This is a genomic window from uncultured Alteromonas sp., from assembly GCF_963976965.1.
Classification (GTDB): domain Bacteria; phylum Pseudomonadota; class Gammaproteobacteria; order Enterobacterales; family Alteromonadaceae; genus Alteromonas; species Alteromonas naphthalenivorans.
In genome coordinates this window covers 55,773-72,460 of record NZ_CAXBMP010000001.1, presented here as the reverse complement: position 1 = coordinate 72,460, position 16,688 = coordinate 55,773, and the positions used below count along the sequence as shown (strand labels likewise).

The following is a 16,688-nucleotide window of genomic DNA, read 5'->3' as shown; positions in this document are numbered from 1 at the left end:
TCGGTTACTGCGCCTACATCTAGGTAGGCAGCAGCTAACCCAATGCTTTAACAAGAGAAAATAGAGAACTTATGGCAAATAATTCGAATAATGATGATTTTCCAACTATTCGTTTAGATGATGAAGATCGTCGCGATTATCAAAAAAAGCGTCAGCCTACGCCAACTAAAGCGCCTTCGAATTCCTCATCGCCTACCAGCCCCTCTCCTAAAACCCCAGAAAAAAGCAGTGGTGGCGGTAATGGTCTCTGGGTATTCCTTATCGCACTTATTGCGCTTGGTGCCTGTGGCGGATGTTATTACTTGTACACATTGGTAGAACAACAAAAAGTAGTCGCTTCTCAAGCTGAAAAACGCATTCTTGAATTAGAGAAAAAGCTTTCTGCTACTGGTGAAGAAATGGGTGAGTCGACTGTTGCATTGCAGGTTAAAGTAAATGAACTGGCCAGTAAGACCAATGATTTGTGGGAACAGATGGACAAACTTTGGGCTTCAGCGTGGCGCCGCAATCAAAAAGAAATTGCTGACTTGGGTGATAGAGTGGGTAATGTTCAAACTGCGCTTCAGGGCAACATTAAGAAGGTTGCCGATGATGTGACTAGCCAGCAGAGCCAAGTTGGCTCAGTGAAAAATCAGTTGGCTTCTTTGGCTGATGAAATTCTAGCCTTGAATGTTCAACTAGAACAAGTCTCTGGCGATAAACGCAGCAGCGAACAACAAGTACGCAACTTGTCTGACAAATTATCGGTGTTAGAGCAGCGTAACAGTTCCCTTTCTGGGCGCATTACCAGCCTTGAAAATGAGTTAAGAGAGATAGCCACCAAAGTAGTTTCACGAAGCACAACGAGTTCTACAAACTCTGCGCCTTCATCTACAGCGAGCGTATCTGAAGGCTAATTAATCTTAGCCTCAAATTTGAATGTATTTTGAAAGGAGCCTATCAGCTAATGCCAGTCAGCTTAACTGACTGGCATTAGCCTATCAGCTCCTTTTTTTTGCGCTGACGTTATTCACCTTAAGTAGCATATATTCTGTTTCTCTTCGATGCTATAAACATTATATAAGTGGGCAGCATTGTGTTGCTATTTTCAGGCTATTTTTTTGCTCAAGTTAGAACAGGCTACTACTATGATTTTTCAATCCAGTGCTAATCATATTATCGACAACAATAACGTAAACGTTATTGGATCAGGCACAAAAACACTTATGCTTGCACATGGATTTGGTTGTGACCAAAACATGTGGAAGTACCTTACCCCCTATCTTGAGCAAAAATACAAAATCGTGCTGTTTGACTATTTGGGTTGTGGAAAATCTAATGTTAGTGCTTTTGATAAATCTCGGTATGAAGAATTAGAAGGATATGCACAAGATGTTATCGATATTTGTGAAGCGCTTGAGTTAACCGAGGTCACGTTTATTGGGCATTCAGTGAGCGGCATTATTGGCTACCTCGCTTCAGTTATCGCCCCGCAACATTTCTCAAATTTTGTATTAATATGCCCTTCTCCTTGTTTTCTGAATTTACCGCCAGACTACTTTGGTGGTTTCGAAAAAGAAGACTTGGAAGAGCTTATTAACCTAATGGACAAAAACTACATTGGATGGGCGAGTTACCTTGCGCCATTAGTGATGGGGGGAGAGAACGACCCCACTTTAGTAAAAGAATTGGAAAGCAGCTTTTGTTCTACCGACCCTAAATATGCGAAACCTTTTGCAAAGGCCACCTTCTTTTCCGATTATAGAAATGTCCTTCCGACAATTTCTTTTCCCTCTCTTATTCTGCAAAGTCGCAGCGACTCATTAGCAGCAGTCGAAGTGGGGAAATATATGCATGAAAAAACACCTTTGTCATCGCTTGAAGTGATTGATGCTCACGGCCATTGTTTGCATATGACGAACCCAGTCACTATTGCAGAAAAAATAGAGCAGTTTGTCTCTTGAATGAGGAACTGCTCGACCTTTTTCCAAGTTTACTTTTAGTGTCGGATTTACGATCCGGAAGTATCGATTACTGCAATAAAGATGCACTGGAATTTCTCGGATCTTCACGAGAAGATATGGCGGGAAGTAACGTTTCCAGTATTATTTCGCGGGCGAGTTTAATTTTTTTTGAAAGCTATGTGAGACCGTCATTACTCGATACGGGTAGATTTTCGGAACTTCAAATGACGTTGGTTACTGCGCAGCAAGAACGGTTACCTGTGCTGGCAAATGTTACACTGCATGGCGAACAACTCTACTGGTCTATGCATTCAGCTAAAAGCCGTGACAAGCTTTATCAAGAGCTAATAGAAGTAAGAGACAGTTTGGAATTAAAAACCGACGAGCTAACACTACTTTCCCGTCTCGACCCGCTTACCAACTTACTCAATCGTCGTGCTGCCTCGGCAGATATTCGTAAGCTACTCGATCAGGTAAATCGAAAATTCGTTCCTGTGTCCTTCTTACTCATTGATATAGATTTCTTTAAAAACATTAATGATAAGCACGGTCACGATGTGGGCGATGAGGTTATTGTTTTACTATCAAAAACATTGAAATCTGCCACACGAAAAACTGACGTTGTTGCCCGCTGGGGCGGCGAAGAATTTCTGATAGTGTTATATAACTCAACTCAGGACAATGCCCGACTCTATTGTAAGTATTTGCATGAAAGGATTGCAGAATTACGTTACTCGCGAGCAGATAGAATTACGGTAAGTATTGGCGTGACGCAAATACCCATGTCTCAACATGACACTGTCTTGCAGGTTGAAACGCTAATTAAAGAAGCCGATGACGCACTTTACCAGGCAAAAGATGACGGCCGAAATCGCACTATCTTCCACACAGACAAACACGCCAAAATCTAGGCACTAACACTAGGCATTCTACTAGGTATAAACACTAAGTATTCCACCCGGTATTACCACTAGAACGACTAATACCAATCAATCATGATATGCTGCGCTTTCAGCATTCTCTATACGTGCTTTGGTTGAGGGATGAGATTGAAACCAGCTATTTTCAGCGCCCTGCTGGTCAGTTTCGTTCGATAGTTTACGCATTACGTCCGCAAAGTCAGCGGTATCTCGGTGCATTAATTTTAATTTCGAAATAGCAAAGTTGTCAGCTTGCCATTCATGCTTTTGTGAGTATTGGTTTTGTACAACACTAGAACCTATTCCCATAAAAGCTTCAATTGCTCCGCTTAAATCGCCGAAAAAGTAACTTATCGCCAGGGTGGCAAATAAAGACTCGGCCACCATTTGCATGGAATGGTTTTGCGCCACATGGCCAATTTCGTGTAACAATATGGCGTCAAGTAATGCTTGGTCACCATCTACCAGTGCAACCAAATCATCGGTAAACACGATGGTACCGTCGGGTAGCGCAAAGGCATTGGGGCCAATGAGCTCGGAATTTCTGAAATGTACCCGAATATCATTCTCAGTACCGGGTTCGCTAACTTGCTCTACAACGGCGTTGAACCCCATCATTAACTGCTCACGTTGCCAATCGGGTAGCGTGCTAGGCTCCAGCATAGAATAATCTAATGCACTCAACGTATGCTGTGAAGCTACGGTTTTAATGGAATATGGTATTTGGTCAGCAAATTTAACGGCCGCCCATGGCATACCCTGTACAAAAATAACGTAGAGTAAAAGTGGTACTAATAAAACACTCGCGATTAACCAAGGCTTTTTCGTTTCCATTTGAGAGATACGACTACCTGCCCCACCATCTAACCACTGATTTAACAGTGGTGATGGAGTACAAACCAGTAAGCGAGCATTAGGTAAGATGATTTCTCGAGGCAAGTTGCCCAGTTTCGACTTCGCATTAACTTCAGATTGCTGAAACCTTAGCGGCTCAGTGCTTTCACTTCTGCCAACGCCGGCACTTTCACCATTTTCAGCAATATCGCTCGCGTCTATTTCTAGACGGCTTGTTGTCACACATTGCTCATCCTTAACACGCTTGTCACCATTTAATAAACGAATGATCAATGTATTGTTTTCAATATTCGCGATAACTGATGTTACCGCTGAATCTTTTGATTGATATAACTGCCCGTGTATCACTAGGCTAGCCTAATGCGACATCAACATCGAACAACGTAGCCGCTTCTTCAGCTGTAGCGCCCACAGAACCGGTGTTAACGGATGTAACGCTATCAATACCTGATAACACAGTGACCTCAGTTGCATTAGCAAAGAAATGAGCACTGCGAATTTTCGCCCATGGGATAGCGAACCCTAAGGAAAGAACAATAGCAATAACGTTAGTGGTTCTAAGCCATACCAAAGGCATTACACCCACATTAGAATTAAACTGCGCCACGTTTGGTATTTCACTATTTTCATAAATATGATTGCGAATAAGGGCGGTATAAAAGCTAGATGAAATGGCAAAAGCAATAAGGTACATGCCGAGCAGAGCGAGCATCACTAAAGGTGCGCCGTTTTCTAATGTTTCAATAAGGCTACTAAAGCCAAAACCCATTACACTAGCACCAACGATAAACACTGCCACGACTATACCCACAGCGCCAAGTGACGCAAGATAATAAGATCCCGTGCTCAATTTCGTAGTAAATCTGATGTCACCGAAAGCAGATTCGTCAACTAGGTATTCGTCTATCTTCTTAAGCGCCCATGGCAACATTAAGTACAAGGTAAACATGCTAACGATAGGCAATACTACGAAAACCACAAACGCGCCACCAAAGCCACCATTGAATTTAAATCGAACATTTCGATAGCCCGTCATACGCATACTGAAACGTTGACCTAGCACTATCATAAAGGGCGTGAGTAGCATTAAAGCCAACACCATGACTGCGCCTGCAATAGGACTTACTGCACTTAAAATGAAATAACTAGCAAATAAACACACCGCAATAATACGGCCTTTTAAAATTTGTAATGGATTCGCTAGATAGGAAAACCGATGACCATCAATATCAGTATTTCCATAAAAATATCGATTGGTTCTTACTTTTGCCCACGCAGAATAGATACCCAGTGTCACAATACTAAGCAATAGGTTCACAATCCAAATAGAAAAGAATTCTGACGCTTTACCATGAAAGGAAACCTTTCCCTTTCTTAAAACTCGTGCGGTAGCTACTGGGGAGGTAGCTATTGTGGACGAAGCTTCTGTGGATGAAGCTTCTGGTAATTCAAACTTCACAATTCGCTCTTCTAACTCTTGCGCCCGTTCTGGGTGCTCAATTTCATCAATTGTGGCGCGAGCTTGCTTCAATTCTTCCAATGAATACGTTGAGTAATCAATATTTGATGACATACATCCCTCTTATTATTAATCATTTCCATATGCTTAAAGCATTACCAATGCTAAACATACGCAACATTTACTATGGAGGCAATGTTTTACAGGCATAAAAAAAGCACCCTAGGGTGCTTTTTTCATTAAAAACTTAAGCTTATCGACGTAGGCCAAGACGCTTAATTAGGTCAAGATAACGCTCAGCGTTCTTGCCTTTAAGGTAGTCTAGAAGCTTACGACGCTGGCTAACCATACGTAGAAGACCGCGACGTGAGTGGTGGTCTTTCTTATGATCAGCAAAATGGCCTTGAAGCTTGTTGATGTTGTGAGTTAACAACGCAACTTGAACTTCAGGTGAACCAGTATCACCTTCTTTTACGCCATAATCAGCAATGATTGTTGCAGTTTCGTCTTTAGTTAGTGACATAACATTCTCCTAAATTATGTCCGGCCGATCACTAATTCAGCCAGACGGAATGAAGCGCGTATTATAATGACAGCGCGCGAGTTAGCAAGGGAAAGTGTAAACTTTATTGGTTGTACACAACCCGTCTTTTTGGATTCACAAAAATATCGCCATTAGACCCCACTTGGTCTTTTGGATCTTGAACGCCTTCACCTACGCCTAAAAACAAACCTTGTTCGTTTTCACCAAAATAAACTCGGTAAGGCTGGCCGACAACTAATGCTTCGCTACAAGTGCCTTTAACACTTTGACCATTATCGAAACGCTGTTTTTCAGCATCGTTAATGCAGACCAAAGGCAGTCTACTGACCGCGGTGTCCATAGGTATCATAAAAGCATCAAGTGCAGCAAAGTCGCCCTCATCTAATGCTTCTTGAGTAGCAATTAGCGTATCAAGAGATACCATTTTATCCGTTGGGTAATCGGCTACTTCAGTACGGTGCAATCGTGTGACGTAAGCGCCGCACTCAAGGATTTGACCAATATCGTCTACTAACGACCGAATATAAGTGCCTTTACTGCATTTAACGCGCATATCCACTTCTGGCAACGCAATTCGCGTGACTTCAAGTTCAAATATTTCGATGTCTCTGGCTTCACGCTCAACTGTTATCCCCTGACGAGCATAGTGATAAAGAGGCTTACCTTGGTGTTTTAGCGCCGAAAACATGGAAGGCACTTGTTTGCTCTTCCCTAAGAATTGCAAACACGTGTTTCGAACCGTTTCTTCATCCACCGTCACCGGCTTTTCTTCAACGACTTCACCATCTGCGTCAGAGGTAGTAGTACGAATACCTAAGGTTGCGGTCACTTCATAGGTTTTCTCTGCGTCTAATAGGAACTGAGAAAACTTCGTAGCTTCGCCTAAGCATAAAGGCAGCATACCGCTGGCTAAAGGGTCTAGCGCGCCCGTATGACCACCTTTTGAAGCTTTGAACAACCAACGTACCTTTTGAAGAAGTTGGTTTGAAGAACCGCCTAATGGCTTATCTAGCAATACTATGCCGTTAATATCACGGCCTTTACGACGCCTTGCCATTTATTCCTTCTCTTCTGACTCGTCGGTATCTCGCTTCGCGTCGTCTGCCGCAACGGTTTGCGATACCAAGTTAGAAATGCGCATACCTTCAATAATTGATTTATCTTCAAAGAAGTGAAGGTGTGGCACAGAGCGCATGCGTAAGCGCTTAGCCAAAATACTACGAATAAACGGCTGAAACTCGGCCAGCTGTTTTATTTGTCTTTTGCCTTCTTCTTCTGTGCTGTTATAGATAGTCACATAAATTTTAGCGTGGGCTAAATCTCGTGTTACATCTACATCAGACACAGTAATAAGCGGCATATCGCCTACACGGTGTTTGTATTCATTTTGCAGAATGCTAGCCACTTCTTTATGAACTTGCTGCGACACTCTGTCGGTACGTGAAAATTCACGAGCCATAACTTTCTCCTGTCTTTAAATCAGCGATTGTTGCCAGTCACTCAGGCTCTTAGAAGCTAAGCCGCTTTAAGGTATAACCTTTTAAAGCTTAGTCTATAAACAACCTAGTCTCATTTTGAAAAGTGACAGACAAAAACGGGGGCTTGTGCCCCCGCTTTATTTATACTGATTTAGTTAGGCAATTAGATTTCGCGTTTAACTTCAACGATTTCGAAGACTTCGATTTGGTCTCCAACTTTTACGTCGTTGTAGTTCTTAACGCCGATACCACATTCCATACCGTTACGTACATCTTGTACGTCATCTTTGAAGCGACGAAGAGATTCTAGTTCACCTTCATAGATTACTACGTTTTCACGAAGTACACGGATTGGATTGCTACGCTTAACCACACCTTCTGTAACCATACAACCAGCGATAGCACCAAGTTTAGGCGATTTAAATACATCACGCACTTCAGCCAGACCAATAATTTCTTGTCTGAACTCTGGCGCAAGCATGCCGCTCATTGCTGCTTTCACTTCGTCAATTAGGCTATAGATAACGCTGTAGTAGCGTAAATCAATTTCTTCAGCTTCTAGTACGCGACGTGCAGTTGCATCGGCACGAACGTTAAAGCCAAGTACGATAGCGCCAGAAGCTGCTGCCAATGTCGCATCAGTTTCAGTGATTCCACCTACGCCGCTACCCACAATGTTCACTTTAACTTCTGCCGTTGATAGTTTAATCAACGATTCAGCAATTGCTTCAACAGAACCTTGTACGTCAGCTTTAAGTACGATGTTAAGTTCGCTAACGTCACCTGCTTCCATGTTCGCAAACATGTTTTCAAGCTTGGCTTTTTGCTGACGAGCTAGTTTAAGCTCACGCTTCTTCTGATGACGTTTAGCCGCTACTTCACGGGCTTTACGCTCATCTTTAACTACCGCAGCATCTTCACCAGCTACTGGAACACCAGATAAACCTAGTACTTCAACAGGGGTAGAAGGACCAGCTAGCTTGAGCTCTTGACCATGCTCATCGCGCATTGCACGAACACGTCCGTACTCTTCGCCACATAGCAGGATATCACCAGCTTTCAGCTCACCTTCTTGGATAAGTACTGAAGCTACTGGACCACGACCTTTATCAAGACGTGATTCAATAACGATACCGCGACCAGGACCTTTAGCTACTGCTTGTAGGTCAAGTAATTCAGCTTGAAGGTTAATGGCTTCTAAAAGACCATCAACACCCATACCGGTTTTAGCAGAAACGTTACAGAACTGGTGCTCACCGCCCCACTCTTCTGAAATAACTTCAAGTTGAGAAAGCTCAGTTTTAACACGATCTGGATCGGCTGACTCTTTATCCATCTTGTTCACGGCAATGATTAACGGTACACCAGCTGCTCGAGCATGTTGAACCGCTTCTTTCGTTTGTGGCATCACGCCATCATCTGCCGCAACAACCAAGATAACGATATCGGTAGCTGTTGCTCCACGAGCACGCATTGCAGTAAACGCGGCGTGTCCAGGCGTATCTAAGAAGGTGATTTCGCCATTATCAGTTTGTACTTTGTAAGCACCGATATGCTGTGTAATACCACCCGCTTCACCGTCAGCCACTTTCGCGCGACGAATGTAATCAAGTAGTGACGTTTTACCGTGGTCAACGTGACCCATGATGGTAACTACAGGTGCACGTGAAGTTTTATCACCGCCTGTGCCATCATCAGCTAACAATTCTTCTTCAAGCGCGTTGTCGTTAACCAGTTCAAATTTGTGACCCATTTCTTCAACAACAAGTACTGCTGTGTCTTGGTCAAGAACTTGGTTAATTGTTGCCATCTCACCCATTTTCATCATGGTTTTGATAACTTCGTTCGACTTAATCGCTAACTTGCTAGCAAGTTCGCCAACAGTGATAGTTTCACCAAGCTTAACGATACGCTCTACAGGTTGAGCTGGCTTGTTGAAGCCTTGCTTCAAGTGCTCACCTGCATTTCGCTTAGACTTTCTGCGACGACGTGAAGAACGCTCAACTTGCGCGTCTTGCTCGTCTTCTGCTTCTTGCGCATAGCGATTTGAATGTAAATGCACTTCTTCAGCTTCCGCTTTCTTACGAGCTTCAGCTTCTTCTTTCCAACGACGCTCGTTTTCTTCTGCTAATTTACGCGCTTCATCAGCGGCTTTCTTAGCATCTTCTTCAAGCTTCTTCTGTGCTTCTTCTTCCTGAGCCTTACGAAGACGTTCTTCTTCAAGACGAGCAGCTTCTTGAGCCGCTTTTTCTTCAGCAGACATTTCAGGCTCATCTTTCTTACGTGCTTCAGCCTCTTTCTTCGCTTGTTCAGCACGACGAGCACGTTCTTCTTCAGCAGCCTTTCTTGACTCTTCCGCTTTACGTGCTTTTTCTTCAGCAGCTTGTTTTGCTTCAGCAGCAGCTTTTTCTTCTGCTTCACGTTTCAAACGTGCTTCTTCGGCTAACTTCGCTTCTTCTTCAGCTATGCGTTGTTGCTCTTCAGCATCAGTACGCTTAACGTAAGTACGCTTTTTACGTACTTCTACTTTAACTTCTTTAGACTTGCCTACGCTAATAGTACTGGTTGTCTTGCGTTTAAGTGTCATGCGCTGTGGCTCGGACGCGCTACCGTGTTGCTTACTTAAATGATCCAACAGTTTCTTTTTCTCTTCTTCAGTAACCTGAGCGCCGGCATTCTTTGTAATACCCGCGTCTTTAAACTGGCCAACCAATCGGTCAACGGTCGTACCAATGTCGCTGGCGAGCTTTTCAATAGATACATCTGCCATTACGTATTATTCCCCCTGTTGACCTTTACTCTTCATTGAACCAAACGATATTACGTGCTGCCATAATCAGCGCACCCGCAGTAGCTTCGTCTAGTTCATCAATATCACTAATTTCATCTGTGCCTTGCTCGGCCAGTTCTTCAAGGTCGGTAATGCCGCGGCTGGCCAACACATAGGCCACGTGCTTACTCATTCCTTCAAGGCCTAGTAAGGCTTCGGTAGGCTCTGCGCCTTCAAGCGATTCTTCGTTTGCTAATGCACGGGTCGTAAGGAATGCACGTGCACGATTACGCAATTCTTCAACGGTATCTTCATCAAGTCCGTCGATGGCAAGAAGCTCGCTTGCTGGCACGTATGCCACTTCTTCCAAGGTGGTGAAACCTTCATCAACTAACATAGCAGCAAACTCTTCGTCTACATCTAGGCCAGCGGTAAAGATGTTCAATACCTTCGCGTTTTCTTCTTCATGTTTCTTGTTCAGATCTTCTACTGTCATCACGTTCAGTTCCCAACCAGTTAACTGGCTAGCAAGGCGAACGTTTTGACCGCTACGACCGATTGCCTGAGCAAGGTTGTCAGCTTCTACTGCTACATCCATCATGTGACTGTCTTCGTCCACAACAATAGAGGCAACTTCTGCAGGGGCCATGGCGTTAATAACAAACTGTGCAGAGTTTTCATCCCACAATACGATATCAACACGCTCACCACCCAATTCGCCCGATACTGCTTGTACGCGTGAACCACGCATACCCACACACGCACCAACTGGATCTAAGCGTTTGTCGTTAGTTTTAACGGCAATTTTTGCACGGGAACCCGGATCACGAGCCGCCGCTTTAATTTCTAGTGTTTCTTCAGCAATTTCCGGTACTTCAAGTCTGAATAGCTCTACAAGCATGTCAGGGTGAGTACGGCTGATAAACAATTGAGCGCCACGTGCTTCAGGGCGAATTACATATAGTAAGCCGCGAACACGGTCGCCTGGTCTGAACGTTTCACGAGGAAGCATATCGTCACGGTAGATAACACCTTCGGCGTTATTACCTAAATCGATAATAATATTGTCGCGGTTTACTTTCTTAACCGTACCGGTTACCAACTCGCCGACTTTATCTTCGTATTCTGCAATCATTTGCGCGCGTTCAGCTTCACGTACTTTTTGTACGATAACTTGTTTCGCGGTCTGCGTAGTTATGCGGTCAAATTTGATAGATTCAATCTGATCTTCCACATAATCGCCTAATTGAAGCTCAGGCTCTTCTACTTGTGCAGCAGAAAGGGTGATTTCTGCGAACGGGTTCTCTTGTTCCTGATTATCAGGAATAATTAACCAACGACGGAATGTGTCGAAGTCGCCAGAGGTTCTGTCGATACTTACTCGTACTTCAATATCGCCTTCATTTTTCTTTTTGGTGGCACTGGCTATTGCAAATTCCAGCGCTTCAAAAATCTTCTCTCTAGGCACTTGTTTTTCATTTGAAACGGCTTCCGCCACTAACAAAATTTCTTTATTCATTTTAGCCTCACTCAAGCTTTCGTCGATGAAAGCATTGCTGTTCCGTTATTCGAATGTGGGAACAACGTTACCTTTTTCGATATTCGCCACAGCTAACTGGAACTGCTGGCCATCCACTTCAATACTGACTACGCCATTGTCGCAAGCCAATACTTTGCCTATAAAGTTACGTCTGTCGTCCATCGGCATAGATAAACGAACCTGAACAACTTCACCTACAGAATCAACATAATGCTTTTCTTTGAAAAGCGGTCTATCCATACCTGGTGAAGATACTTCTAGGTTGTACTCTGTGCTAATTGGGTCTTCAACATCCAATATCGCACTCACTTGATGACTTACATCTGCACAATTATCTACGGAGATACCGTTTTCATGATCAATAAAAACGCGAAGAATTGAATGTTTCCCCGCTCGTACAAATTCGATCCCAACCAATTCAAACCCCAAAGCTTCTACACCTGGGTTAAGCATTTCGGTTAGTTTCTCTTCAAGTTTTGCCAATGCAAACCTCCAAAAACGAAAAAAGGGCCTTAAGCCCACCTGTCATCACCTAGCTCAGCTAGGCTGACTCCAGGGTCTAATACAACAAAAAGCCCCGGACTAGCGGGGCTTTTATTAAAATTCTGAACCCAAATTTGTCAAAAAGACAAATGCAAACACATGGGTAAAAAACACCGGTAGGTGATAGTTTGCTGAGAATGGAAGCGTTACTTTCCTAAACACTGAGGGAGCCCGCTACCATCACTTAATAAGCGCATTATACTGATTGACGTCACATTAAGCAACAACACTCGACTATTAGTTAGTAGCCCATGATTTATAGCACAGACTCTATTAGTCTTTGTCTAGTCTTCGTCTTTCCACTTTTCTTTTATTTCTAATATCTGCGGTAATTTTGCCATCAGCAAATCAATTAGCGCCGGATCGAAATGCTTGCCCTTCTGACTTTCCATAAAGGCTAATGTTTTGTCTACGCTCCATGGCTCTTTATAAGGCCGTTTGCTGGTAAGCGCATCGAATACATCTGCCACGGCACAAATTCTTCCCTCAATAGGAATATCTTCACCTGCTAGTCCGTTCGGGTAGCCACTACCATCCCATTTTTCATGATGAGTCAGTGATACCGACTTGGCTACCACCAACAATGCAGAATCGCATTCCCCTAAAATTTCAGCACCAATTTCAGGGTGGGTCTTCATTATTGCAAACTCTTCGTCTGTCAATTTACCCGGCTTCAACATGATACTATCGGAAATACCAATTTTACCTATATCGTGCATAGGCGCTGCGTGCAGTAATATTTCAGCTTGTTCATCACTAAACCCGTAAGCGAGTGCCAATTCTTTTGAGTAATGACTCATGCGTAATACGTGCATGCCGGTTTCGTTGTCTTTATATTCAGCTGCACGGCCTAAGCGCTGTACCACTTGCAATCGAGTACGCATAAGTTCATCAGACTGCACTAACGACAAATGGGTTTTAACTCTGGCTTTTACCACCGGTGGTGAAATGGGTTTAGTAATATAATCAACTGCCCCAACCTCAAAACCCTCTGCTTCATCGTGCTCATCATTTAACGCAGTAACGAATATAACTGGAATATGACGTGTATCGTCTTGACCTTTTAATATTCTAAATACCTCGAAGCCTGTAAGTCCTGGCATCATAATATCTAGCAAAATAAGTTGAGGTTGACGCTGCGAGGTTAATTTAATCGCCTCTTCACCGTTCTTGGCAAAAATGAGTTGGTAGTCTGCAGCTAACAGTTGCTTTAAGACTCTTAAATTTACTGGCTCATCATCAACCAGTAACAAGGTAGGCTTTTCAATAGTTCTAAGCATTATTGCGTTTCAGTCTCTGTGGCCAACGTATCAATAAGCTCGACGAGCTGCGCTTCGGCACGTTCGAACTCAAAATCATCAATATCCATAATAATGGAGGCTATGGTGTCTTTGTATTCACCACCAGCAAGCGCTTTAACTTCTTGTAATTCATCTTCATCAAGCATGTTCTGCTCAACACTCTGTTTCAGTTTAGTTAGGTGCTCTAACAACACAGTGTAGTTAACATCTTGCTTAACGTGCACCGTTTTGGTCTCGTGAGTGCCTTGAAGCCATGTAATCACTTCATTGAATGATTTTTTAAGTATTTGTACTGTTGAAATATCTAATTCACCAGCATGTGCATTTTTCTCAATATCTCGGCAAACTGACATCAGAGGGTTTAAACATAGGTTTCCGGCAACGCCTTTAATGCCGTGAGCCAGCGATGCTGTTTTTGCTGCATCGTTATCGAGAATTGCTGTACTTATTTGCGCAATTTTGGCTTCGTTTTCACGGGTAAATCGCGCCACTTCGTTGCGATGGGTTTGTGCGTCACCCCAAAGCATAATTGCTCGATTTACGTCTACCACTTTACTTAATTTAGGTTTTTCTGATTTATCATTATTAACAACTAATGTGGCTGATTCATCAATTTCTTTGCCCAGCACCCGTGCCATCTCTCGAGTAAGTACGGGGTAATCAATAGGCTTATTCGCAAAGCCATCCATTCCCGCATCGGTTGCGGCATGTCTATCCTGAACTAACACACTGGCTGTTAACGCGATAATTGGCATCGGAGGTAGGCCATGCTCAACCTCATATTTTCGTCTTAGTATTGATGCTTCTAGGCCATCTAATACCGGCATTTGCAAATCCATCAACACCAATTCAATACCGGGGATATTCATTTTTTCCAGTGCTTCTTGGCCATCGCGCGCTACTTCGACGGTATGCCCAGAACGCGATAATAACAAAGACAACAAATCAATATTTTGAGCGATATCATCCACGATAAGAATATGCATTGGTGGCAATTGGACAGGTTTGCCTTCTTCCATTGCCATAGGGGCTTTTGCTGGCACAAGCGGTAAGCGGAAGGTAAAAGTACTACCAACGCCAAGCTCGCTTTGCGCACAAATGTTTCCGCCCATCAATTCAACAAGCTGTTTAGAGATAGTTGTGCCTAAACCTGTGCCGCCATACTTTCTACTCATTGACGCGTCAGCTTGGGCGAATGCGTCGAATACACGATTGACCTGCTCGCTATTCATGCCAATACCCGAGTCTTTTACTTTAAAGTAGACAAAAGAGCTGTCACTGGATACTTCTAACACCACACTGCCATCGCCAGTGAATTTAACAGCATTACCAATTAAGTTATTAAGCACCTGCCTAATACGCTCTGGAACACCATTGTAGGCCTCGCGAACTTCGCTCCCCACTTGTACTTCTAATGAAATTCTCTTGCGCTTGGCTTCAAGCCAAAATGTAGAAATCACGGTATCGACTTCTTCGCGAATTATGAAGTCGCGATAATCTAAATCGAGTTTGCCTTTATCTAACTTAGCGCTATCAAGAATATCGTTTAACAGGTGCAGCAGTGAACGTGCAGAGCGATTTACCGTGGTAAGGTGACCGTGCTGTTCTGGCGGCATTTTTTCTGCAAGCATTAAATCACTGAAACCAATAATGGCATTCATTGGCGTTCTTATTTCATGGCTCATATTGGCAAGAAAGTTTGTGCGAGCAGCGGCAGCCTGCTCTGCTCTTTCTTTTGCCGCTTTAAGTTCTTCTTCCATTTCCCTTCGGGCGGTAATATCAGAAATAAAGCCATCTAAATAAATAGTGTTGCCTTGCTCATCAAGGATATGAACACCATGTTCGGTCACCCACCGAATATCACCCGCTTTATTAATAATACGGTACTCAATACTGAATGCTTTATGGGCAGCCACTTCTGCTTCTACGCGCGCCACATCATCGGGGTGACAAAGGGAACCAAACGTAATTTTAGGGTGTGGCAAAATAAAATCATCTGCGGCATATCCCGTTATCTCGCTTACTGCTTGGCTGATAAACTCCATGGGCCAATTAGGCTCATTCAAACAACGATAAGCCATACCTGGGATATTAGAAATAAAACTCCTGAACTTAGCTTCACTTTCACGCAGCGCATCTTCCATTGCTTTGCGTTTTCTTAAGTCAGAGAAAAAACCAACGAATAAGGCATTACCATCTACCTTGGTATACCCAATCCCAACCCGAACAGGGATATATTCCCCACCTTTACCAACAATGACCACCTCTCGGCTGGTTCCAATTATTTGCTCAGTCGGTACTGATTTTTGTTCAAAGAAATCGCTGCTGTAAATTGATTTTTTGTCATCTGGCGCCAGTATTTTTCCTTGTTGACCAATAAGCTCCTCCGGTGAATATCCTGTCACCGCAGTGACTGCCGGGTTAGCTGTTTTAATAATGCCGGTACTGTCTACTGTAATAATGGCATCTACCGCAATATCCGTAATAGCCCGCTGAATTCGTTCGCTCTCGATAGCACGTGAACTGACATCTTTGTACTTAAACAACAAGGTAATACCCAGCACTAATGCAATGAGCGTAACCGTAACCATTGCAATTGAAAGTGCTAGATAAATTGATATTTCAGAAGGCTGTGAAGTAAACTCCATCCCTGGCGGCATAACAAATCTGGCTGCTAACATTCCCGTGTAATGCATACCTGCTATGGCAAGGCCCATTACAATACTTGCAATTAAAGCATCCCTTCCCAAGCTCGACTTTTTTATCCCCACAGCACTTAGGCCAAATTTGATCCATAGGGCCAGCATCGCGAGGCAAACTGCGACAACAATTGAGAGTATAAATAATGAAGGGCTGTAGCGAAGTAAAGGCGACATTTCCATAGCCGCCATACCGCTGTAGTGCATGGTGCCGATGCCTGACCCCACAAGCACGCCGCCAGTTAATATTTCGGTGAATGAAATGGTAGGCTTTGTCATGAGGTAAAGCGCTACCCAAGCCGCGGCTATGCCCGGTAATGCAGACGCTAAGGTTATCCCTACGTCATAGGAAACGGCGGTGCACAACTCAAAGGCGAGCATACCCAAAAAGTGCATGGCCCATATCCCGCCCCCCATGGCGATACTACCCGCACTGAGTAAGGTGTATTTTCTGAATTTATTAGTAGAAACGGCGGCCTGAGTGGCGACGTTAAATGCCATAAATGACGCAAAAATAGCAATCGTTAACGATAGTGCTACTAAGCCAAAGTCATAACTTCCATCGAGCAAGGTGACCTCTTGCCCTATCGTAAAATATTCTTGAATCATACTACCCAAAAGCGCGCATTTCGAAGC

General features: G+C 43.6%; 13 protein-coding genes. 3 read left to right on the top strand and 10 right to left on the bottom strand.

The features are described from left to right. Positions 1–71: 71 nt before the first annotated feature. The 3 genes from AAC006_RS00355 (at position 72) to AAC006_RS00345 (ending at position 2,854) form a co-directional block, all read left to right on the top strand. Positions 72–896: a hypothetical protein gene (locus tag AAC006_RS00355; RefSeq protein ID WP_126872779.1), complete on the top strand. Its 825-nt coding sequence runs from the start codon at positions 72–74 to the stop codon at positions 894–896. A gap of 231 nt (positions 897–1,127) precedes the next feature. Continuing rightward, positions 1,128–1,943 carry an alpha/beta hydrolase gene (locus AAC006_RS00350; RefSeq protein ID WP_126872778.1) on the top strand — a complete coding sequence of 272 codons (816 nt, stop codon included), beginning with the start codon at positions 1,128–1,130 and terminating at the stop codon, positions 1,941–1,943. A 38-nt stretch (positions 1,944–1,981) separates the two neighbouring features. Further along, positions 1,982–2,854, top strand: coding sequence for a GGDEF domain-containing protein (locus tag AAC006_RS00345; protein ID WP_126872777.1), 873 nt, complete (start codon positions 1,982–1,984; stop codon positions 2,852–2,854). A 78-nt stretch (positions 2,855–2,932) separates the two neighbouring features. Here AAC006_RS00345 and AAC006_RS00340 read toward each other — a convergent pair whose 3' ends face one another. The 10 genes from AAC006_RS00340 to AAC006_RS00295 form a co-directional block, all read right to left on the bottom strand. After that, positions 2,933–4,066 (bottom strand): M48 family metallopeptidase, encoded by a 1,134-nt coding sequence (locus AAC006_RS00340; RefSeq protein ID WP_126872776.1) that lies wholly within the window; start codon positions 4,064–4,066, stop codon positions 2,933–2,935. 4 nt (positions 4,067–4,070) lie between these two features. Continuing rightward, positions 4,071–5,291, bottom strand: coding sequence for a YjgN family protein (locus AAC006_RS00335; protein ID WP_126872775.1), 1,221 nt, complete (start codon positions 5,289–5,291; stop codon positions 4,071–4,073). Between the two features lie 139 nt (positions 5,292–5,430). Next, a complete protein-coding gene (gene rpsO, locus AAC006_RS00330; RefSeq protein ID WP_013783816.1) occupies positions 5,431–5,700 on the bottom strand; it encodes a 30S ribosomal protein S15 in 270 nt (89 codons plus the stop codon). A gap of 103 nt (positions 5,701–5,803) precedes the next feature. After that, positions 5,804–6,778 (bottom strand): tRNA pseudouridine(55) synthase TruB, encoded by a 975-nt coding sequence (gene truB / locus AAC006_RS00325; protein WP_057791453.1) that lies wholly within the window; start codon positions 6,776–6,778, stop codon positions 5,804–5,806. Further along, on the bottom strand, positions 6,779–7,180 hold the full coding sequence (gene rbfA / locus AAC006_RS00320; protein ID WP_013783814.1) for a 30S ribosome-binding factor RbfA: 402 nt from the start codon (positions 7,178–7,180) through the stop codon (positions 6,779–6,781). Between the two features lie 182 nt (positions 7,181–7,362). After that, positions 7,363–9,969, bottom strand: a complete 2,607-nt coding sequence (infB, locus tag AAC006_RS00315; protein ID WP_126872774.1) for a translation initiation factor IF-2 — start codon at positions 9,967–9,969, stop codon at positions 7,363–7,365. 25 nt (positions 9,970–9,994) lie between these two features. Next, entirely contained in the window at positions 9,995–11,488 is a 1,494-nt protein-coding gene (gene nusA / locus AAC006_RS00310; RefSeq protein ID WP_126872773.1) for a transcription termination factor NusA, read from the bottom strand. A gap of 45 nt (positions 11,489–11,533) precedes the next feature. Further along, positions 11,534–11,992, bottom strand: coding sequence for a ribosome maturation factor RimP (gene rimP / locus AAC006_RS00305; RefSeq protein ID WP_126872772.1), 459 nt, complete (start codon positions 11,990–11,992; stop codon positions 11,534–11,536). A 344-nt stretch (positions 11,993–12,336) separates the two neighbouring features. Further along, positions 12,337–13,332, bottom strand: coding sequence for a two-component system response regulator (locus AAC006_RS00300; RefSeq protein ID WP_126872771.1), 996 nt, complete (start codon positions 13,330–13,332; stop codon positions 12,337–12,339). Beyond that, positions 13,332–16,661 carry an MHYT domain-containing protein gene (locus AAC006_RS00295; protein WP_339890416.1) on the bottom strand — a complete coding sequence of 1,110 codons (3,330 nt, stop codon included), beginning with the start codon at positions 16,659–16,661 and terminating at the stop codon, positions 13,332–13,334. Before AAC006_RS00295 ends, AAC006_RS00300 begins: the two co-directional genes overlap by 1 nt. Positions 16,662–16,688: the final 27 nt, after the last annotated feature.

Bases quoted from the DNA above. Each gene is read 5' to 3' on its own strand.
- AAC006_RS00355 (WP_126872779.1), top strand. From the start codon at position 72: ATGGCAAATAATTCGAATAATGATGATTTTCCAACTATTCGTTTAGAT.
- infB (WP_126872774.1), bottom strand. From the start codon at position 9,969: ATGGCAGATGTATCTATTGAAAAGCTCGCCAGCGACATTGGTACGACC.
- AAC006_RS00335 (WP_126872775.1), bottom strand. From the start codon at position 5,291: ATGTCATCAAATATTGATTACTCAACGTATTCATTGGAAGAATTGAAG.
- truB (WP_057791453.1), bottom strand. From the start codon at position 6,778: ATGGCAAGGCGTCGTAAAGGCCGTGATATTAACGGCATAGTATTGCTA.
- nusA (WP_126872773.1), bottom strand. From the start codon at position 11,488: ATGAATAAAGAAATTTTGTTAGTGGCGGAAGCCGTTTCAAATGAAAAA.
- rbfA (WP_013783814.1), bottom strand. From the start codon at position 7,180: ATGGCTCGTGAATTTTCACGTACCGACAGAGTGTCGCAGCAAGTTCAT.
- AAC006_RS00300 (WP_126872771.1), bottom strand. From the start codon at position 13,332: ATGCTTAGAACTATTGAAAAGCCTACCTTGTTACTGGTTGATGATGAG.
- AAC006_RS00350 (WP_126872778.1), top strand. From the start codon at position 1,128: ATGATTTTTCAATCCAGTGCTAATCATATTATCGACAACAATAACGTA.
- AAC006_RS00295 (WP_339890416.1), bottom strand. From the start codon at position 16,661: ATGATTCAAGAATATTTTACGATAGGGCAAGAGGTCACCTTGCTCGAT.
- rpsO (WP_013783816.1), bottom strand. From the start codon at position 5,700: ATGTCACTAACTAAAGACGAAACTGCAACAATCATTGCTGATTATGGC.